18 protein-coding genes and 1 pseudogene are annotated in these 18,696 nt (G+C 59.4%); 15 read left to right on the top strand and 4 right to left on the bottom strand.

Annotation, left to right across the window (positions count from 1 at the left end; genetic code table 11):
• Nucleotides 1–20 precede the first annotated feature (20 nt).
• From INT12_RS02000 to INT12_RS01930, 15 genes and pseudogenes are all read left to right on the top strand, one after another.
• Nucleotides 21–1,040, top strand: coding sequence for an AraC family transcriptional regulator (locus tag INT12_RS02000; RefSeq protein WP_169883864.1), 1,020 nt, complete (start codon nucleotides 21–23; stop codon nucleotides 1,038–1,040).
• 119 nt (nucleotides 1,041–1,159) lie between these two features.
• On the top strand, nucleotides 1,160–2,392 hold the full coding sequence (locus INT12_RS01995; protein ID WP_102616949.1) for a styrene monooxygenase/indole monooxygenase family protein: 1,233 nt from the start codon (nucleotides 1,160–1,162) through the stop codon (nucleotides 2,390–2,392).
• A 1-nt stretch (nucleotide 2,393) separates the two neighbouring features.
• Nucleotides 2,394–3,599, top strand: a complete 1,206-nt coding sequence (locus INT12_RS01990; RefSeq protein WP_102616948.1) for an OmpP1/FadL family transporter — start codon at nucleotides 2,394–2,396, stop codon at nucleotides 3,597–3,599.
• A 13-nt stretch (nucleotides 3,600–3,612) separates the two neighbouring features.
• Nucleotides 3,613–4,104 carry a flavin reductase family protein gene (locus tag INT12_RS01985; RefSeq protein ID WP_102616947.1) on the top strand — a complete coding sequence of 164 codons (492 nt, stop codon included), beginning with the start codon at nucleotides 3,613–3,615 and terminating at the stop codon, nucleotides 4,102–4,104.
• 224 nt (nucleotides 4,105–4,328) lie between these two features.
• Nucleotides 4,329–5,357, top strand: a complete 1,029-nt coding sequence (locus INT12_RS01980; protein WP_102616946.1) for an FAD-binding oxidoreductase — start codon at nucleotides 4,329–4,331, stop codon at nucleotides 5,355–5,357.
• A 10-nt stretch (nucleotides 5,358–5,367) separates the two neighbouring features.
• Nucleotides 5,368–6,690 carry an acetylornithine deacetylase gene (locus INT12_RS01975; RefSeq protein ID WP_102616945.1) on the top strand — a complete coding sequence of 441 codons (1,323 nt, stop codon included), beginning with the start codon at nucleotides 5,368–5,370 and terminating at the stop codon, nucleotides 6,688–6,690.
• A gap of 16 nt (nucleotides 6,691–6,706) precedes the next feature.
• On the top strand, nucleotides 6,707–7,444 hold the full coding sequence (locus INT12_RS01970; RefSeq protein ID WP_102616944.1) for an aspartate/glutamate racemase family protein: 738 nt from the start codon (nucleotides 6,707–6,709) through the stop codon (nucleotides 7,442–7,444).
• Nucleotides 7,445–7,466: 22 nt separating this feature from the next.
• Entirely contained in the window at nucleotides 7,467–8,915 is a 1,449-nt protein-coding gene (iaaH, locus tag INT12_RS01965; protein WP_102616943.1) for an indoleacetamide hydrolase, read from the top strand.
• Nucleotides 8,916–8,935: 20 nt separating this feature from the next.
• On the top strand, nucleotides 8,936–9,694 hold the full coding sequence (locus tag INT12_RS01960; protein WP_102616942.1) for an SDR family NAD(P)-dependent oxidoreductase: 759 nt from the start codon (nucleotides 8,936–8,938) through the stop codon (nucleotides 9,692–9,694).
• 37 nt (nucleotides 9,695–9,731) lie between these two features.
• Nucleotides 9,732–10,691 carry a VOC family protein gene (locus tag INT12_RS01955; RefSeq protein ID WP_193040069.1) on the top strand — a complete coding sequence of 320 codons (960 nt, stop codon included), beginning with the start codon at nucleotides 9,732–9,734 and terminating at the stop codon, nucleotides 10,689–10,691.
• Nucleotides 10,688–11,545, top strand: a complete 858-nt coding sequence (locus tag INT12_RS01950) for an alpha/beta fold hydrolase (protein ID WP_193040068.1) — start codon at nucleotides 10,688–10,690, stop codon at nucleotides 11,543–11,545. Before INT12_RS01955 ends, INT12_RS01950 begins: the two co-directional genes overlap by 4 nt.
• A gap of 2 nt (nucleotides 11,546–11,547) precedes the next feature.
• A complete protein-coding gene (locus INT12_RS01945; RefSeq protein WP_102616939.1) occupies nucleotides 11,548–11,985 on the top strand; it encodes a lipocalin-like domain-containing protein in 438 nt (145 codons plus the stop codon).
• A 428-nt stretch (nucleotides 11,986–12,413) separates the two neighbouring features.
• A pseudogene (locus INT12_RS01940) lies at nucleotides 12,414–12,856 on the top strand (EmrB/QacA family drug resistance transporter); the annotation flags it as partial.
• 208 nt (nucleotides 12,857–13,064) lie between these two features.
• On the top strand, nucleotides 13,065–14,198 hold the full coding sequence (locus tag INT12_RS01935) for an MFS transporter (RefSeq protein ID WP_264294512.1): 1,134 nt from the start codon (nucleotides 13,065–13,067) through the stop codon (nucleotides 14,196–14,198).
• A 361-nt stretch (nucleotides 14,199–14,559) separates the two neighbouring features.
• A complete protein-coding gene (locus INT12_RS01930) occupies nucleotides 14,560–15,924 on the top strand; it encodes an ArnT family glycosyltransferase (RefSeq protein ID WP_193040066.1) in 1,365 nt (454 codons plus the stop codon).
• A gap of 257 nt (nucleotides 15,925–16,181) precedes the next feature.
• Here the strand turns inward: INT12_RS01930 and INT12_RS01925 are convergent, their stop codons facing one another.
• The 4 genes from INT12_RS01925 to INT12_RS01910 form a co-directional block, all read right to left on the bottom strand.
• Entirely contained in the window at nucleotides 16,182–16,784 is a 603-nt protein-coding gene (locus tag INT12_RS01925; RefSeq protein ID WP_193040065.1) for a gamma carbonic anhydrase family protein, read from the bottom strand.
• A 25-nt stretch (nucleotides 16,785–16,809) separates the two neighbouring features.
• Nucleotides 16,810–17,592: a class I SAM-dependent methyltransferase gene (locus tag INT12_RS01920; protein ID WP_193040064.1), complete on the bottom strand. Its 783-nt coding sequence runs from the start codon at nucleotides 17,590–17,592 to the stop codon at nucleotides 16,810–16,812.
• A complete protein-coding gene (locus INT12_RS01915) occupies nucleotides 17,550–18,125 on the bottom strand; it encodes a LysR family transcriptional regulator (protein ID WP_193040063.1) in 576 nt (191 codons plus the stop codon). Before INT12_RS01915 ends, INT12_RS01920 begins: the two co-directional genes overlap by 43 nt.
• 286 nt (nucleotides 18,126–18,411) lie before the next feature.
• On the bottom strand, nucleotides 18,412–18,549 hold the full coding sequence (locus INT12_RS01910; protein ID WP_158683897.1) for a hypothetical protein: 138 nt from the start codon (nucleotides 18,547–18,549) through the stop codon (nucleotides 18,412–18,414).
• Between the last annotated feature and the right edge of the window lie 147 nt (nucleotides 18,550–18,696).

The raw sequence follows: 18,696 nt of genomic DNA, 5'->3' as shown, positions 1-18,696 counted from the left end.
AGCGAAGGTGTATTGATGTGATGCCCTCGACCGAGTTGCTCGAGTACCAGCACTTGCAGGCGCTGCGTTCGCACGATCTCGACGAGGTGCGCGAGATGGTGTCGTCGATGTTTTGCGAACATCAACTGCTGGCCAAGGGAGGGGAGCAGCTCAACTACCGCCACGCGCACCTGCGCACGGGACGCCTGAGTTTCAGCCAGATGAGCTACGGTGCCCAAGTGAACGTCGAGCCCGGTAACTTGGGGGATTTCTACCTCGTCCAGTTACCGTTGGCGGGCAACGACTTGCAATTCATTGGCGGTCGTGAGCTGTACAGCAACCATCGCTACGGCTCTGTGCATGCGCCGGACGAAGCCTTGGAAATGAACTGGAGCCGCGACTGCCGCAAGCTGGTGGTGCGTTTCGACCGTGAGGCGCTGGAGCAACACGCAGCCAGCATGTTCGGACGCTGCCTGCACAAGCCCGTGGAATTTCACCCCACCATGAGCCTGGATCACCCGGCCTGTGCGGCCTGGAGCAGCAGCGCGCAACATATCTTTGCCGAGATGCAACGCTCGCCGCAGTTGTTTGACCTGCCGCTGATCCGTACCCAGTTCGAACAGACGTTGATGACCACGCTCCTGAGCTGGCAGCCCCACAGTTTGCGTTGTGAGCAGGCGCAGGCCCTGCATCGTCTGCTGCCGCGTCATGTCAAAGCGGCAGTCGATTACATGCAGGCTTACCCGGAACAGCCCATCACCATCGAGACCCTCGCGGCGGTCAGTGCGGTCAGCGGACGCACGCTATTTGCCGGGTTCGAAAAGTTTCTCGGTCTGAGCCCCATGCGCTATCTGCGTGACATCCGCCTGGAGCGCGTGCGCCAGGATCTGCTCGACCCCGGGCAGTCGCACAGCGTCACCGAAATCGCCACGCGCTGGGGGTTCTTCCAGCTGGGGCGACTGGCCGCCGATTACCGTCGGCGTTACGCCGAGACGCCCAGGGAAACACTGGTTCGCGCGCGAGGGTCGGGGGTCATGCAGGGCCGGGACCCTCGGCGTTAATTTCCGCACTTTACGCATACCCGCTGCGCAATGCGCATATTGCCTGTGCCTGCGCTGCTCCACATTGGCTGTACGGACTGCATAGCGTCGTCCGCATAACCACAACGGAGCGAAACCTCATGAGAACGATCACAATCGTCGGTGCCGGGCAGGCAGGTCTACAACTTGGCATTGGTTTGCTGCAGCAGGGCTACACCGTCAACCTGGTGTCCAACCGTACCGGCGAGCAAATCGCGGCGGGCAGGGTGCTGTCCAGTCAATCCATGTATGACATGGCGCTGGGTTTTGAGCGTGAGCTGGGCCTGGCGCTGTGGGATGACATTTGCCCGCCCACCATGGGCGTGCATATGCGCGCGGGGAATGGCGAAGGCCTGGGCGTGGATTGGCGGGCCCGTATGCAGGCGCCTGGTCAGTCGGTCGACCAGCGCATCAAGATGCCACGCTGGATGACGGAGTTTCAGCGCCATGGCGGCAACCTGATCATCGAAGAAGCCGGTCTGGCTGAACTGGAACGTTATGCCGAGAGCAGCGACCTGGTCATCGTCGCCAGCGGCAAAGGCGAGATCGGCGCCTTGTTTGAGCGTGACGCCGAACGTAGCGTATTTGATCGTCCGCAGCGCACCATTTCATTGACCTACGTGCATGGCATGCTTCCACGCAGCGACTACAGCGCGCTCAATATCAACATCAATCCGGGCGTTGGCGAGTACGTCAATTTCCCCTGCATTACCCATACCGGCCCCGGCGACATTATCAACCTGGAATGCATCGAAGGCGGCCCGATGGACCGCTGGGGGGAGGTCAGCACCCCGGCCGAACACCTCGAATTGGCGGTGGAGTTGATCCGCGAATTCTTCCCCTGGGAGGCACCGCGCTGCGAAAACCTGCGCCTGACCGACGAGCTCGGCACGCTGGTCGGCCGCTTGACGCCCACGGTACGCAAGCCGATCGGTGTGCTGCCTTCCGGGCGCACGGTGCTGGGCATGGCTGACGTGCTGGTGCTCAACGATCCGATCACAGGGCAGGGGTCGAACAACGCCAGCAAGTGCGCCAACGTGTACATGCAGGCCATTCTCGAACGCGGCGAACTGAACTTTGACGATAGCTGGAAGCAGGCAACATTCGAACGGTACTGGGACTATGCCCAGTGGGTCGCGCGCTTCACCAATACCCATCTGTTGCCTCCATCGGAATCCATCCTGCGGGTGTTCGCCGCCTGTGCGCAAAATCCGCAAATCGCCTCGACCGTGGCTAACGCATTCGACGATCCAAAGAGCCTTCGGCCCTGGTACTACGACCTGCAGGAAGCCGAGCGCTTCATCGACAGTTTCGCCGTGGCGGAGGGCGTCTGAGATGGCGGCTTTCATCGCTGGTAAACGGCGTGTCTCCGGCATCGCTACGACGCTGTTTTTAGCGGGGGTCCCCTGTCACTTCGCCCAGGCCACCCAGGGCACGTTCCCGCATGGCTATGGGGTCAAATCCGAGGGCATGGGCGGCGTGGTGCTGGCCTTGCCTCAGGATGCACTGGTCGGCGCATCGAACCCGGCCGGCATGGTGTGGGTCGGTGATCGTTTGGATGTGGGCGCGGCCTTTCTAAAGGTCGACAACGGCGTGGACTTCGCGGGCAAAAAAAACAGCGGCAGCGCAGACAATGATCTGTACATCATTCCCCAGCTGGGTGCGAACCACATGCTCGATGAGGTCAGCAGTGTCGGCGTTTCTGTGGTGGGGAACGGTGTCGGCACGGACTATAGCCGCCAGAGCAACGTGGGTGGCCTGCAGAGTCCCGGCTCCACGCTTCAGCAGATGGTGGCGACCCTCAGCTATGCGCGCAAGATTACCGAGCGACACAGCCTGGGCATCGGCCTGCTGTTGATAAGGCAGCAGCTTGATATCGACGGCACCGGCAGCATCGGCTTGCCGGAAGGGCGCGACGAGTCCTACGGCAGCGGTGTGCGCGTGGGCTATCTGGGGCACATCACTGATGAGCTGAGCGTCGGTGCCAGCTACGCGACGCGTGGCTACATGTCGAAAATGAAGCATTTCGACAAGCTGCTGGCGGAGGGGGGAGACCTCGATATGCCCTCCACCTATGGCGTCGGGCTGAGCTACCAGCGCGGTGACTGGACGCTGGCTGCCGACGTGCAAAAAATTCTCTGGAGCGATGTGAAGGCCTATGGCAACCCCGGCGTAGGCCGCGCCACGGGGGCGCCGGGCGATAGCGATGGTCCGGGTTTCGGCTGGCGTGACCAGACGGTGTACCGCGTGGGTGTGGCGTACGACGCCACGCGTGATCTGACCCTGCGCGTGGGCTACAACGACGCCAACCAGCTGCTCGATAGCCGCGACGGCTACCTCGGCACGCTGGCACCCTCCGCCAACCATCGTCACGTCACGTTGGGTGCCACCTACCGCTTGGGCGGTGGCAACGAAGTGTCGTTCGCCTATGCGCGATCGTTCATGGACAAGGTGGCAGGAAATGGCCAGGGACCGGATGCCGTGAGCTCGCCGTACATGAGCCAGCATTGGTTGTCGCTCAGCTACGGCCTGACGTTCTAAGGGGGATGTGCGAATGATTGACGCCACAACTTTACGTCAGGCCCTCGGCCACTTCGCCACCGGCGTCACTGTCGTGACGACGCGGGATGTCGCGGGGGAGCCCATCGGCGTGACGGCCAGCAGTTTCAACACGGTCTCGCTAGACCCACCGCTGGTGCTCTGGAGTATCGGCCGCAATGCCTTGAGTTACCCGGCGTTCTCAATGGCCGAACACTTCGCCATCCATGTGCTGGGTGACGAACAGCAGGCGTGGTCGAACCGTTTCGGCCGGGCATCGGAAGCCAAGTTCAGTGGTCTGGACTTCGGCGAAGGCGTTGGCGGTGTGCCGCTGCTGCATGGCTGTCCCGCGCGTTTCGAGTGCCGTATCGAGCACCGTTATGACGGCGGCGACCACCAGATCCTGGTCGGGCGGGTGCTGCGCATGGCGCTGGGGGCGGAGGACGCCCGCCCGCTGTTGTTCCATCGCGGGCGCTACGCCGGGTTGGATGCGCTGCCCAGGGGATGACGGCATTCAGCGCGTTCACGGCAGCCAGCGATGGCTGCCGTTTTTGCAAGAAGCTGCGCTTTTGGGATAACCGCGTAGCTCAACGGAGCGCAGTCAGCGGTGGCTACTTCCTAATATCGAGCACATGACCAGCCCCTCCGGAGCGCTGGTGGTTTGCTGCCACCACGCTTCAGCAAGGCTTCGCCAGAACCACGCAATTCCCGTACTCCGGTGGAATCCTGTTTATGAATGAACCAGTGCATCAAGTCACCCTGAACTTTGCCGATGGCGTCACCCGCAGCTTTAGCGTCGCACCGAACAGCAATATTCTCGACGCCGCCATCGAGGCGCACATGCCGGTGCTCTTCCAGTGCCGCTCCGGCAGTTGCTCAAGCTGCATCAGCACCCTGACAAAAGGCGAGGCGCTCACCCGTCCGGGCGCCAGCTCGACCTTGCTGGCCAGTGAGTTCGCCGCCGGCCAGCGCCTGCTGTGCGTCTGCCAGGCCGAGTCCGATTGCACCTTCGATCTCGGCTACGGCAGTGAAGTCGGCGCCAGTGCGGCGCATGAAGTGCATGCGTTTATCGACTCGGTCGAACGTATCGCCAGCAACGTGATGCGCGTGACGCTGGAGTTGGCCGAGGGCGAATGGATGGAGTTCCGCCCGGGCCAGTTCATGCAGATTGTCGTGCCTGGCCTGGGTGTCCTGCGCAGCTACTCGCCGTCGAGTACCCAGCAGAACTTGCCGAAGATGGAGTTCCTGATCCGCCTGATACCGGGTGGGGCGATGTCCGAGTATCTGGAAACCCTGGCCGAGTCTGACCAGATCCTGAGCCTGAGCGGCCCGTATGGCGCGTTCTTCCTGCGTGATGAGCACAAACGTGCGCCGCATATTTTTGTCGCGGGCGGCACCGGCCTGGCGCCGATCCTGTCGATGATCGATGCCCTGCGGCAGGGCGGCGGGCGTAAGCCTCCGATGCTCCTGACCTTCGGCTGCGCGGTGCCCGAAGCGCTGTTCTCGCTTGAGGACATCGAGTTGCGTCAGCAATGGTTGCCGTTCCTCGAGACGCGCATCTGTGTCGACCGTGAAGCCACCGACGGCCTGCATCAGGGCAGCCCGGTCAGTGCGCTGCGCGAGGGTGATGTCAGCCATCCCGACACTGTGGCCTACCTGTGCGGTCCACAACCCATGATCGACGCTGCCACCCAGCGCCTGATCGAACTGGGCATGAAGTCGCAGAACATTTTTGCCGAACAGTTCGTCGCCAGTCATTGAGGAAGCATGCATGAAACCTACGATTTCACTGCCATTTTCGGCCCAGCAGGCGCAGTGGTACGAGCAGGCACGTGCCAGACTCAATCCCCAGCGTCTCCAGCAGCTGTTGTTTGATATCAGCAATATCCACAGTCCGACCGGGGCGACCCGCCAGGCCAGCGAGTTCATGAATCGCCACTTGCAAGGCATCGGCATGAAGTCGCGTTACTACCCGATGAGCGACATCACCGGCAACGTGGTCGGTGAATTCCGTGGCAGTGGCGGGGGCGCGACGGTGTTGTTGTATGCGCCGATCGACACCCACCTGGACCGTACGCCCGGCGAGGAGGTGCTCACCGGCGAAGGTCAGGAAGCCGACCTGCAACCCTTCGCGCAGAGGGTCGATGACTGGGTGTTCGGCCTCGGCTCGTCGAACCCCAAGGCGATGATTGCGACCTTGACCGAAGTCGCCACCGCGTTGATCGATGCGCAGGTGCCGCTACGTGGTGACTTGCTGCTGGGGATGGCTGACGGCGGCATGCCGGTGGACATCAGTGCGCGTCACGCGGGGATGTCCAATGGGGTGATCCACCTGCTCAATCGCGGCCTGTACCCGGACTTCGCCATCATCATGAAGCCATGGAACTGGGTGTACCACGAGGAGCCGGGCATGGCCTGGTTCAAGCTCAAGGTCTACGGCACCCTCGGCTATGCAGGCGTGCCCCATGACACGCCGGGTTTCCGCAGCTCCGTGGTGCCTTCAGCCACGGTTATCCAGGCGTTGCAGGAATGGATCCTGGCGTACACCCAGCGCAACACCAGTGGTGTCATCGAGCCCCACGGCTGGATCAGCGGGGTGCGCTCTGGTGACGTCGAACGCCCGGCGTTCCCGAGCGCGGTCACTGAAATATTTTTCGACGTGCGAATCAATCCGCGCGTCAGCCCCGGTGATGTGAGGGCGCAGTTCGCTGAATTCATCGACGACCTGAGGGTGCGCTTTCCTGCGCTGGATCTGGGCTGGGAGATGTACGGCTCGGTACCGGGCGGGACCACCGATCCGCAGAACTGGATCATCCAGTCATGCAAGCGGGGTTGGGAGTTCATTGAGCAACGCCCTCACGGCATGCCCGACATGCTCGCCGGTCAAACCGATGGTGCCGCGCTACGCCGGTATGGCGTGCCGACCGCGCGTATCGGTTGGCCTTGGCCCGCGACCGGCGCACCGCTGCCGGTGGCCGAGGGGTTGGGCGGCATGGGCGCGACCTATGTCCCCGACCTGATGCCCTGCGCCGAGAAAATTCTCTATGCGTTGATCGACACCCTCACGCGTCCCCGTGAAGAACTGGGTCTGTGAGCATGAGGAGCGAATGATGAAAAAGCGCATCAAGATGATTTTCCCGGTTCCGATGAGTGAAGCCACGCGCCCGTTGGTGGAATCCCAACTGCCCGTATCGCTGATGCGGCCCGACATCGACGTGAGCTTTGTGGGCGCGGGCCAGGTGATGACCCTGGCCGACAGTTATTACGACATGGCGCTGATGGAACTGGCGGTGATCGAAGCCGGGATCAAGGCTGAGGACGAAGGTTACGACGCGGTGTGCGTGAATACCGTCAGTGACTCCGGCCTCTCGGCGCTGCGTTCGCGCTTGTCGATTCCGGTGCTGGCACCCGGTATCGCCGCGTTCCATACCGCCTGCATGCTCGGACAGAAGTTCAGCATCCTGACCATGTGGCCGCGCTGGTACCCGCTGTACCGCAAGACCCTCAAGGAATACGGCTTGGAAGCGCGTCTGGCGTCGATCCGCTCGATTGATGTGCGCCCCGACACGCAGGCGTTGCTGGAAGGCAAGGAAGAGGTGGTCTTCGCCAAACTGCTGGACGCGGGAAGGCTTGCCATTGAGCAAGACGGTGCCGATGTGATTGTGCTCGGCTCGACCACCATGCACCAGGCGCACGCCTATCTCGCCGAGCATCTGCCGGTGCCCGTGCTCAACCCAGGGCTGATCGCTTACAAGATGTGCGAAGTACTGCTCGATCTGGGCCTGTGCCACAGCAAGATCGCCTACCCAAGCCCGGAACAGATAAAGGACACAGCCTTCAGTCGCTGAAGTCTGTGCCAGGAGTACTGACATGACAGTGTTTGAATCTGCAAGCGTTGAGGTTTTGACCGATCTGACCATCGCCGAGGCGTCTGAGGCTTTTCGCAACGGCGTACTGAGTAGCGTCGAGCTGGTCCAGGCGTGCCTGAAGCGTGCTGAGGCGGGCAAGTCGCTCAATGTATATGTGACCCTCGACCGCGTGGGCGCTTTGCAGGCCGCCCAGGCCGCCGATGCGGCACGCCAGGCGGGCGAGCCGCTCAAGCCGCTCAGCGGTATCCCGATTGTCATCAAGGACAACATTCACGTTGCCGGGCTGCCGTGTACCGCAGGCTCGCCGGCATTCGCCGGTTTTGTACCGAGCGAAGATTCACCCAGCGTGCAGAAACTGCGTGACGCCGGGGCGATCATTCTCGGCAAGACCAACATGCATGAGCTGGCGTTCGGTGCCACTGGCTATAACGGTGCGTACAACACGGGCAGCGAGGTGGGCGTGCGCAACCCATACGACGGCACGCGTATCGCAGGGGGGTCATCCTCTGGCAGCGCCGCAGCATTGGGCGCACGTATGGCCCTGGCGGCGTTGGGCACCGACACCGGCGGCTCGATGCGCATTCCGCCGGCGCTCAATGGCTGCGCTTCGCTGCGCCCAAGCGCGGGGCGCTACTCGGACCGTGGCGTCATTCCGATTGCCCGCAGCCGCGACACGGTCGGACCGATGGCGCTGTGCATGGCCGACGTCGCACTGCTCGATGGCGTGATCACCGGTGAGTACGCAATGCCCTCAGTGTTGCTGGGAGCCTTGCGCCTGGGCGTGCCGAGCGAGTTTTGGGACAACCTCGATGAAGACACCTACGAGCAGGCCATGGCCGCGGCAGAAACGCTGCGCGGCCATGGTGTGACCCTGGTGCCCATCGAAGATGCCGGCCTGCACGCGCTGAACGCGCCGGTTGGTTTCCCCGTGGTGATCCATGAGGCCTACGACTGCATGGTCGACTACCTGCGCGACTACGGGCATGCCCAGACCATCGAGCAGCTCGCCGAGAAAATCTACAGCCCCGATGTGCGTTGGATTTATGAGCATTGGGTCATGCCACGCAAAATGCCGGTCGACGATCAGTTGGTGGATGTTGCACCGGCGTATCACGTTGCGCAGAACGGCGGCCGCCAGGCGCTGCTTGAGCGTTACCAGACGCTCTTCGAACGACATCAACTCGACGCGCTGCTGTTTCCCACGACGGCAATCGTGGCGCCGTTGGCCAACGACGACGTCAACCAGCCAAGTGTCTTCGGGCGCCTGATCCAGAACACCGAGCCGGCCGCTAGCGCGGGACTGCCGTGCATTCAGTTGCCCGTCGGGCTGGGCAACCGAAGCGGTTTGCCTGTGGGCATGGAGTTGGATGGTCCGCCCGGTTGCGACCGCCGCCTGCTGGCGATCGGTCAGTTGCTGGAAGGCCTGTTTGGCCGAGTGCCACGGGCTTGAAGCGCGTGATCGGAGGCGGCATGAGTCGGGACAGTCTGTGGCGTGACAAGGTGGTCATCGTGACCGGGGGCGGCAGTGGGATAGGCCACGATGTTTGCCTGGCGCTGGCACGTGAAGGCGCACGCGTGGTGATTGGCAATCGCACGGCGCAGTCTGGCCAGGCGGTGGTCGCGCAAATCCTCGCCGACGGTGGTCAGGCGTTGTTTCGTGCCACCGATGTGTCCTGTGCGGCGGATTGCCAAGCCTTGGTCGCGCTGGCCATGAACACCTACGGTCGCCTTGATGGCGCCTTCAATAATGCGGGGCTGCAGCGCGACTTCAATGATGTGCATGAAACCCCGATCGCAGACATGTCCGAAGTCATCGACATCAACCTCAAAGGGGTGCTGTACATGATGAAGTATGAGACCGCCGCGATGCTCGAGTGCGGTGGCGGCGCCATCGTCAACAATGCCTCGATCTTCGGCCTTAAGGGCATGCCCAAGATCGCCAGTTACGTTGCCGCCAAGCACGGCATTGTCGGGGCCACCCGCGCCGTAGCACTGGATTACGCGACGCGTGGGATCCGCGTCAATGCCATCTGCCCCGGCCCGATCAAAACGCCCAGTTTCGACCGGGTCACCGCGGGCGACGAACACATGTACGACGAAGGCGTTCCCATGCACCGCATCGGCCGTCCTGATGAAGTGACCTCGGCGGTGCTATGGCTGCTGTCGGAGCAATCTTCTTATGTCACGGGCACGGCCCTGTCGGTGGATGGCGGCATGTCGGCCGAATGAACCGTTCTGATCAGCAATGGCCAAAGGAGAATAATAAATGATCAATGCTTTGAGCTACGTGGTGGTGCAAACCCCGCACCTCGATGCCTGGATAGCGCAGGCCCGGCACCACGTCGGGTTGCATGTCGATGTGGTCGAACCCGGTGTCTGCGTGCGTTTGCGTGCGGATGAGAAGGTTCAGCGCTTGCTGGTCAGCGCCTGCGAGGGCGAGTCGAGCATGGGCATGGGGTTCGGAGTGCTCGATGCCGCCGCGCTGGAGAATACCCGGCAGGCCCTTGAGGACGCCGGTTATCCGACCACCGCCGGGACCGCTGAAGAGCTGCGCTTGCGGGGGGTGGAGGGCATGGTGCATTTCACCGATGCGGACGGTGTGCGCCTGGAAGTGGCCTATAGCCTCGCCGATGCCGAGACTGCGTTTGTACCGGGGCGTCCTCTGGGGGGCTTCCGCACGGGCGATATGGGCCTGGGGCATGTTGCGCTGATCACCGAGCACTTCGATGAGCTCAGCCACCTGTACCGCAACGTATTGGGCTTCAAAGTCAGCGACCACACCCAGGCACCCTTTCGCGTCGAGTTCCTGCACTGCAATCCGCGCCATCACACCCTCGGCCTGGCATACACCGGCGGTCCGGCGAAGATCTACCACCTGATGCTCGAATACAACGATTTTGACGACGTCGGGCGCGCCTACGACATGGCTCTGGTCAACCCCGAATGCATCGGGGTCACGCTGGGTCGGCATATCAATGACCACGTCACCTCCTTCTATTTGAAGAACCCGGACGGCTGGATGTTCGAGCTGGGTTGGGCCAGCCGCACGGTCGGCCCGGACTGGGGCGTCGAGGAGCTGCAAGGCATGAGTCTGTGGGGCCATGACCGCACATGGCTGCCGGACGACAAGCGCGAAGAAGCGCGACAAATCCTCAAGCGTCTGGCCGATCAGGGCGTGCGTGCCCCGGTCGTGACCACTGCGCAAACCGCTAAGGCCAAACAATGACTGCACACTCTCAAGCTGCCTCGCCGGAAATGGCCAACCGCATTCAAATTGGCGAATGCACCCTCAACTATCACGATCAGGGCGAAGGCGATGTGATTCTGTTGATCCACGGCTCAGGCCCGGGCGTGACCGGCTGGGCTAACTGGCGCGGAGTGATTCCAAGCCTGTCCCAGCGGGCGCGGGTCATCGCTCCCGATATGCTCGGCTTCGGCTACACCCATTGTCCGTCGCAGTGGAAACTGGAGCCTGCCATTTGGGTGCAGTCACTGATCGGCTTGCTCGATGCGCTGGAGATCAAACAGGTATCCATTGTCGGCAACTCCTTCGGCGGCGCCATCGCCCTGGCACTGGCCAAGGCGTTTCCCCTGCGCGTCAAGCGCCTGGTGCTGATGGGCGCTGCCGGCCTGTCGTTCCCGATCACCGACGGGCTGGACAAGGTATGGGGTTATCAACCGTCGTTGCAGGCGATGCGCGGGCTGATGGAGGTGTTTGCCTATGACCACAGCCTGATCAACGACGACCTGGTCAGCATGCGCTATCAGGCGAGCATTCGCGACGATGTGCAAAGCCGCTTCGCCCAGCTGTTCCCCGCACCGCGCCAGCAAGGCGTGGAAATGCTTGCGCTGGCCGAAGAGGATTTACGCGCGTTGCCACACCAGACGTTGCTGATCCACGGCCGCGAAGACAAGGTCATCCCGCTGGAGCTGTCCGAGCGCATGTTGCGCCTTATTCCCCATTCCCAGATGCACGTGTTCGGCGAATGCGGGCACTGGGTTCAAATCGAAAAGGCCCAGGCCTTCAACCGCCTATTGGTCGACTTCCTGGTCGATCCACCGGCCAATGCAGGAGCATGACCATGAACCGAGAAACGATTAAGGGCCGCTGGTCCATCCAATCCTGGGAGCAGTTATATGACGATGGCCGGGTGGTGTGCCCAATGGGGACTGAACTGGAAGGCTTTATTGAATACAGCGACTTCGGCATGTTTTGTGTGGTGGCCAAGAAAGGCCGCGAGCCATTCCTGACGGGCGGGCAGTGGTCGGCTGTGGATGCCGAGAAGGCGGCCGCCTACAGCGGCTACCTGACTTACGCGGGTGACTTCGACGTCGCAGGCAACACGATCACCCACAAGGTGCGCTACAGCATCTTTCCCAATTGGGTCGGCGGTAGCCAGCAGCGTATCGCCGAACTCGATGGCGACACCCTGTCGCTTACGGCGCGCCTTGAAGAAGGGACCCGCGAAGCCCGCACCGCGCGCTTGATCTGGACGCGTACCGCGGCTGCCGCAAGTTGATTGATGTTCGGCACGCGGCGCTGTGGCGTGCCGATTTTTTCTGATTTCCGAGACGCTGATTGTGCGAAGTGCCGGATAAACATTCGGTGCTATCTGAAGGCCCGGGTTGGCGGTTCAGCTTGCAGGTGCGCTGTCGAAAATCATGTCCCGCATCAGTTCACTCGCGCCGGTGGCTATCCCAGCGGCAGAAGCTGATTCTGCAGGGGCTGGCGCACCTGTAGGGCGAATTTCCGATAGCTGTCGCTCAGGTAGGGGGTGGGCATGTTCGGTTCGCTTTTATTTCACCAATATCACTTGGAGTGCCGAGATGCCTGTCGGTCAGGCAGCCGGGAATTCTGAATACTGCGTTCGGGGTGCCAGCTGCGGCCCAAATCTCGTCGAACGTCAGCAGGTCTTCATCGACGAACAGCTTCACCTCTTGCTTATAGTTGCAGGGCTACATCGCCCGGGAAATTGGCATCAGCCTGATCGCCTACCGCATGGTGCAATTGGTGCTGGCGCCTTTCATGCGGCGCCTGATGAAGTGGCTCAAGCCGAAACTGATGGTCGCCAGCGGCTTTTTCATCGTGGTCCTGGGGGCTACCTCGGCACGCACCTGGATGTCGATAGCGCCGCCAATGTGATCATTCCTTCCACGGTGGTACGAGGCATTGGACAGCCGCTGATCATGGTGGCGCTTTCGGTGCTGGCGGTGTCCGGCTTGGCCAAAGATGAAGCCGGTTCCGCTTGCGCCTTGTTCTCGATGCTGTGCAACCTTGGCGGGGCAGTGGGCACCGCAGGGCTGACGCGGATCGTCGCAATGTGCGAGCGCTTTCACTCCGAGCGGGTTGGGGAATCGATCACGCTATTTTCCCCGTCCTTGCTGGACCGCAAGGACCGTATGAGCAGTGTGGTGGAATATGAACAGTCGACTCGCCGAGTATGATGTGTCTGTGGATATCTAACGTAGACGGTGTCGACCCACCCGCGCAGCGCAGGCTGCACGGGTGGGGTCACGATGACTCAGCAGTGAACAGGGAGGTACATTACCGATGGTCAGCTCAGCCTTGCGGATATGGTGTGCAGTCAGTGTGCTGTGTATGGCTTCGTTCACGATGGTGACGTCCGAGTTCGCCCCCATTGGTTTGTTGTCGCAGATCTCATCCGCCCTCGGTCAACCTCCATCCACCGTCGGGCTGACGGTGACGTTGTACGCATGGATCGGGGCTGCCAGCGGCTTGCTCTCCAACTGGCTGAACCGCTGGATTCCCCGCAAGATGCTGTTGGTCGCATTGATGCTGATACTGGCCCTATCCAACGGCCTGGCAGCATTATCCCCCGGATTTTCGACGCTGCTCGGCGCCCGCGTCGTCGGCGCATTGGCCCATGGCGTGTTCTGGGCAATCGTGGCTGCCACTGCCGCGCATATCGTGCCGCTGCATCGCATGGGGCTAGCCACCTCAATCGTGTTGGGCGGCATCACGATCGCCACTGTCATGGGCGTTCCGTTGATCAATCTGGTGGGTCAATACGACGGTTGGCGCACGGCCTTTGTGTGCCTGGCGTTGATGTGTGTCGCCAGCGCGGCTGCGATAGCACTGGTGCTTCCCACCACGCAGATTCATTCGCTTGCCAAGGGGGGCGGGTTTGCCGCAGTGCTGCGGCGTAAAGATCTGTTGATCACTTACGTCATCACCGGGCTGACAGCGGCTGCGCATTTTGGTGCCTACACCTTCGTCGAGCCGTTCATTGGCCAAGTACCCGGGATTACGGCGTACTTGATTGCTGTCTTGCTGTTCGCCTTCGGGGCCGCAGGTTTTCTGGGCAACCTGCTGAGTGCGTTGTTTATTGATCGCTACTTGAACGTTTTCATTCTGATAGCGTTGATTGCGATGGCATTGGCTTTGATGATCTTGGGCATTTACGGTCCGCTTCTGGGTATCGCGCCGGTGGTTATCTTGCTGGTGATCTGGGGTGTGGCCATTTCCGCTTTGTTTACCGGCCTGCAGACCTGGGTCTTGAGGATTGCCGGTGATCACACGGTGCCGGCCACGGCAATCCACACAGCTGTACTCAATAGCGCGATCGGGCTGGGTGCGATTATCGGCGCAGGAGCGCTGAATGTAGCCGGGTTCAAGGGGGCGATGCTATCGGCCAGTGTGGTGATTATCCCTGCCATCGTCCTGATGGTTGCCGCAGGCGTTCGCGCTCGGACAGAGCCCGTCTTGTTGTGAAGCAGGAGGGCGTGGGTTTCTTTGGCTACTTTCAACAGCTCAATTGGTCGTATCTATCTGGCGGAAGGCGAGGAGGGGCCGACACTGAAGTGATGGTGGTGATGTCGGATTATTGAGACTCTGTGAACCAGTAAAGGACATCTTCTAAAACGCGTTAGAGTTTATTTTTGAGAGAGTCAATACCTATGCTGGGCTGTTTGCACCTTTTTAGAGTGTGTTCAGCTGATGTTCAGAACTCGCATGCTAGTTGATTAGTTGAGTCAATAGGTCGCATGTTGTTTAACAACTTTTCACTGTTTTTGTCTGGATGGCGCAAAAAGCAAAATGCTAGCCTGCGAGTTTTTTGGGATAGCAGGTCCACATGAAAGTGCTAAAGGAAATGGCTGTAAAAAAGCCATGCTCATTTATTTTTATATTGACATTTCTCATATTCGCAGTGCTGCAATACAAGCCTGCTGTGCTCAATTACACAACGCGCTTTGTCGATTTTGCTCAATATATGCTCGCGCATGGGGTGACGCTGTTTCCAATTGCGGATGATCTGCGGCCATATCCCGATTACACGGTGATCAATACGCTCCTTGTTTATCTGGTTTCTTTGCCGTTTGGTCGTGTATCGATTCTTTCAATGGGCCTTCCTTTCTGTGTTGCCGCGGCCTTGATGCTGGTGTTTGTTTACAAGCTCGGTGCATTGCATGAGAAAAAATGGGGCGCATATGGTGTTGTGTTTGCCCTGTTCACCTGGTCATTTCTGGACGGCGTGAACTCCTTGGCACTGGATATATACCCCGCGCTTTTTACAGTGGTGTGTTTTTATCTGGCCTACACGGGAGAGGTATACAAACAACGTTTCCGCTTGCTGCTTGTGCTCGCAGGCCTTGCGCTGGGCTTTGCATTTCGTGGCCCTATTGGTCTGATCGGCCCCGCCAGTGTGGTCGCCGCTTATTATTTTTTGAGCAAGCAATGGCGCATGCTGGTTGTGTTTTGTTTGCTGGCGGGCTTGGTCCTGGCCACAGGCATTGCGGTGCTGACATGGGCTGCCTACGTACAAGGTGGAGACGCGTTTCTACAAGAGGTATTGATCATGCAAGGGCTGGGGCGGTTTGGCAGTGATCACTCGTCCCGTTATTACTTCTATTTCTCTGCCGGCTTGCTGACCTATGGCGTAACAGCTCTTATCGCTTTGAACGTTATCGTCAAGAAGGGGAAGTGCTTTTTTGAACGCTCACCTGATCCGGCCACGAACATGCTCTTGTATCTCTCGGGCTGGCTCCTTGTGGTGATCGTACTGTTCACGATTCCAAGCTCCAAGAAGGCGCGTTACATACTTTCAATTACACCCGCTATTTCCTTGTTGGCTGCCTACATCTTCGTGGATCGCAGCGCTCTCTTTGCAAGTACCCGAGACAACCTGCTGAGGTTTTGCTTAAACCTGCCAGTGCTTGGCCTGGGAGTGTTACTGCTCGCGTTTATTCATGGTCTGTATGCGGCGACTCCACTTCAGCCGAACTATTTCGGTGCGTCCATGGGGTTGATTGCCCTTGTTGCCGTTAGGCCCTGGATGGTGACACGTTTCAGCATGCATCCACATCGTGAATTTGTGATTTTCTCTTTTGGTGCTGTCGCCTTCCTCATACTGGACATGTTTTTCTTTAACTCTGTTACTTACCACCTGGAGTTGGCCAATGAGCCGACACCCAAGTTTTTGCCGTATTGGTTTTGGTGAGGTCTACGGTCAAAGGGGTACTGAGTTGCAGCAACTTCAGCTTTGATGCTACGGCCAGGATTAGACAACAGCTGGGAGCCAGTTGAGAGCGCTGTAAGCGCAGTCAGTTCAGTAATACGATTAAGGCGTCGGCCGGCCGAAGTCTCACCTCGATATTGTCTGCCACGCCTTCAAGGAAACTCATGGGAGTGAAGTGCGTCGAAGCAATGTGACTATGGCCATCGATAATTGTTAGTCCGCTGGTGCGCTCGGACTCGTCATTCATCGTCCACCTGCTGCTTGCGCAGGAAGCGTGCGTAACGTTCCATCATTTGCCTGACAACACCATCACTGTTGCGGTCGACGCCAAAAACGTAGCGGGGGAAATCCAGTTCTTTCTGTACGTTCCAGATCTGCTCGTGCTGGTCGGGGGAAAAGTATTGCGCCGGATCGCCCACGGCGACCCAGCCAATCGGCAGTGTCGCGCCGTCTTCTACCCTGGTTCTGATATGAACCACAGCATTGATGCGAACCTCCGCGCCTTTGCCGATGCAAGCACCGTTAAAGACCGAGGCGCCGGTCGCGACAAACACTTCGTCGTCGATCCTGCAGCCGCTCAAATGACTGTGCGGCCCTACCATCACATGGTTACCGATGTGGCAATCATCATGGGCCGTACTGCGAATTACCGCATTTTCCATGATGATGCAGTTCTCTCCGATCATCAGCGTACCCCCTTCTGCAACGAGGACCGCGCCATGACCTACAACGGTACCCGCTCCGATAGAGATATTGCCTTCCAGGATAGCGCTCGATGCAATCCGCGCCGTGGCGGCGATTTGCTGGCGTACAGCGGAGTTCGGTTTGGCTTTGTCAGGCATACAATGCTCCCGTGATTCCATTCAGTTACTGTTTTTCTCCAGAAACGAACAATACCCCGATCCCCGCCCAGCCGCCTGGGCTCTCGATACTTTCCTTGATCGCAGCCATTTCACGCTGAGCCTGTTCGAGTTCGGCTTGCGGGATCACTTCCATCTTGTAACCAAAGACCAGGTCAAAAAATGCCGTTGCACCAATCGGCGACGTGGACACCAGTAACATGCTGCAGCGGATGTCACTGTAGCCGGTTTCCTCCAGGTAATTTGCCAGCTTGCTGCCCACATGGCGATCACCGCCGCGAGCGGCCTGAGCCCGTGCAACACGGGCCAGGAAAGATTGCAGCTCGGGAGGTTGAGGCGCTGCGCCGAACCAGCGGTCGTCGATGTCGCAAATACAGAGTCGTCCACCGATAGCGAGACTCCGGTGGATGTTGCGCAACGCACTCAATGGGTCGGATAAATGCTGGAATACCATCCGCGCATAGCTGAAGTCGTATTGCCCTGGTTCGGTCAGGGCGTCGTTATAGCGATTACATTGACGAACCTGTGCGTCGTTGACTCCCGCACTTGAGAGCTGCGCGCGCGTTTCCTTGATACTGGTTTCATTGCAGTCAAGTGCCAGCAGCCGACGGGGAAGGGCGCGAAGCGCAATCTGAGTCGTGATTATTCCCGGACGAGTTGTGCGTAGTAAGCATGTAGAACTGCTTTGCGGCATCAGATTGACCAGTTGTCCGTCCTCCAGAAACGGCGCAGCGATGTCCGCAGGCATCAGTGTGTAGCCGAGGCTGGCCAGTACAGCATCCTGAACCATGAGTAATGACTGCAGATAGTGACAAGGAAATCGCGCGATCGAGACCCCGAGCAGCTCACGAAGGCATGCGCTATGGCCAGTGGATGAACTTCAAAGCCATCAAGCGCATCGGCAACGACCGATACACATCCTTGCACGTCACCGCGTTTGAGGATATTCAAACTAGAGCATCGATCATCCGAGATGATTTCTACGCAAACCTGCTCAGCGCGCATCAGTTCGATCAGTAACGGCGCGAACCATGTATTGAGTGAGTCGGGATGTACGCCAATGGCAACTTTTGAGCTCATACTGCTTTTGTGCGAGAGCAACTTAAGAACATCATGTTCAAGCGAACGCAAGGCCGAGGCGTGCTGTAGTAAAGCCTGGCCTGCCGACGTGGGGTGAATGGGCCGTTCTCGAATAATTAAAATGGTTGAAAGAGAGTTTTCCAGCGACTTGATCCGTTGCGAAATAGCGCCGCCGGTAATATTAAGGGCCGATGCAGCACGCTCAGAGCTCTTATGTTCTATGACGCAGGCAAATGCTTCCAACTGTTGGCGATCCAGCGTGTCAACCTTCCTGTGAACCAGCGTTAATAACGTTAAAAACGCGTGGTCATGAACATCCGTGTACTCATGGCAGTATTGCCATCACATACATTTCACACTGGCCGTAATCCGAAAAGCCGGATCGATTGAAGCAGGAAGACTAATGCGGGGAACTCGCCCCGGTTGAACCAAATCGCAAGTCGTCAACTATAATTGACTGTCGAGTTTGTATTCTCTCTATAAATTGGAAGCCGTTCAGGCGGTAGATTCATAAATCAGTCTCCTCAGCTCAACAGATCATCGAGGGCTGAACGGAACAACGCTTGCGGATATTGTCATCGAAACGCAGATGAATATCGCGGACGTCAGCCGGCAGTGGGAGTGGCGTATCACCACTGACCACCACCAGGATTTGGCTCTGAGTCACTTTCCCAACCTTCGCCGATCGCGACCAGCCGCCGGCGACCCAGCTGTGAAATTCGCCACATCTAGAACAGGTGGGTTTCATGTGCGCTGAACGGCTGACCCTACATGATTGCTGTAAGCGTATGGCGAATTCAGTATCGGCCTCAGC

Source organism: Pseudomonas sp. K8 (assembly GCF_014889455.1).
GTDB lineage: Bacteria > Pseudomonadota > Gammaproteobacteria > Pseudomonadales > Pseudomonadaceae > Aquipseudomonas > Aquipseudomonas veronii.
Note: the sequence above shows the minus strand (reverse complement) of the source record. Positions and strands in the feature narration are given on the sequence as shown.

What these genes read in the sequence shown, in the direction of transcription:
- INT12_RS01935 (WP_264294512.1), top strand. Translation starts at nt 13,065, where the DNA reads ATGGCTTCGTTCACGATGGTGACGTCCGAGTTCGCCCCCATTGGTTTG.
- INT12_RS01980 (WP_102616946.1), top strand. Translation starts at nt 4,329, where the DNA reads ATGAATGAACCAGTGCATCAAGTCACCCTGAACTTTGCCGATGGCGTC.
- INT12_RS01945 (WP_102616939.1), top strand. Translation starts at nt 11,548, where the DNA reads ATGAACCGAGAAACGATTAAGGGCCGCTGGTCCATCCAATCCTGGGAG.
- INT12_RS02000 (WP_169883864.1), top strand. Translation starts at nt 21, where the DNA reads ATGCCCTCGACCGAGTTGCTCGAGTACCAGCACTTGCAGGCGCTGCGT.
- INT12_RS01995 (WP_102616949.1), top strand. Translation starts at nt 1,160, where the DNA reads ATGAGAACGATCACAATCGTCGGTGCCGGGCAGGCAGGTCTACAACTT.
- INT12_RS01990 (WP_102616948.1), top strand. Translation starts at nt 2,394, where the DNA reads ATGGCGGCTTTCATCGCTGGTAAACGGCGTGTCTCCGGCATCGCTACG.
- INT12_RS01955 (WP_193040069.1), top strand. Translation starts at nt 9,732, where the DNA reads ATGATCAATGCTTTGAGCTACGTGGTGGTGCAAACCCCGCACCTCGAT.
- iaaH (WP_102616943.1), top strand. Translation starts at nt 7,467, where the DNA reads ATGACAGTGTTTGAATCTGCAAGCGTTGAGGTTTTGACCGATCTGACC.
- INT12_RS01930 (WP_193040066.1), top strand. Translation starts at nt 14,560, where the DNA reads ATGAAAGTGCTAAAGGAAATGGCTGTAAAAAAGCCATGCTCATTTATT.
- INT12_RS01950 (WP_193040068.1), top strand. Translation starts at nt 10,688, where the DNA reads ATGACTGCACACTCTCAAGCTGCCTCGCCGGAAATGGCCAACCGCATT.
- INT12_RS01925 (WP_193040065.1), bottom strand. Translation starts at nt 16,784, where the DNA reads ATGCCTGACAAAGCCAAACCGAACTCCGCTGTACGCCAGCAAATCGCC.
- INT12_RS01970 (WP_102616944.1), top strand. Translation starts at nt 6,707, where the DNA reads ATGAAAAAGCGCATCAAGATGATTTTCCCGGTTCCGATGAGTGAAGCC.
- INT12_RS01960 (WP_102616942.1), top strand. Translation starts at nt 8,936, where the DNA reads ATGAGTCGGGACAGTCTGTGGCGTGACAAGGTGGTCATCGTGACCGGG.
- INT12_RS01985 (WP_102616947.1), top strand. Translation starts at nt 3,613, where the DNA reads ATGATTGACGCCACAACTTTACGTCAGGCCCTCGGCCACTTCGCCACC.
- INT12_RS01920 (WP_193040064.1), bottom strand. Translation starts at nt 17,592, where the DNA reads ATGGTTCAGGATGCTGTACTGGCCAGCCTCGGCTACACACTGATGCCT.
- INT12_RS01975 (WP_102616945.1), top strand. Translation starts at nt 5,368, where the DNA reads ATGAAACCTACGATTTCACTGCCATTTTCGGCCCAGCAGGCGCAGTGG.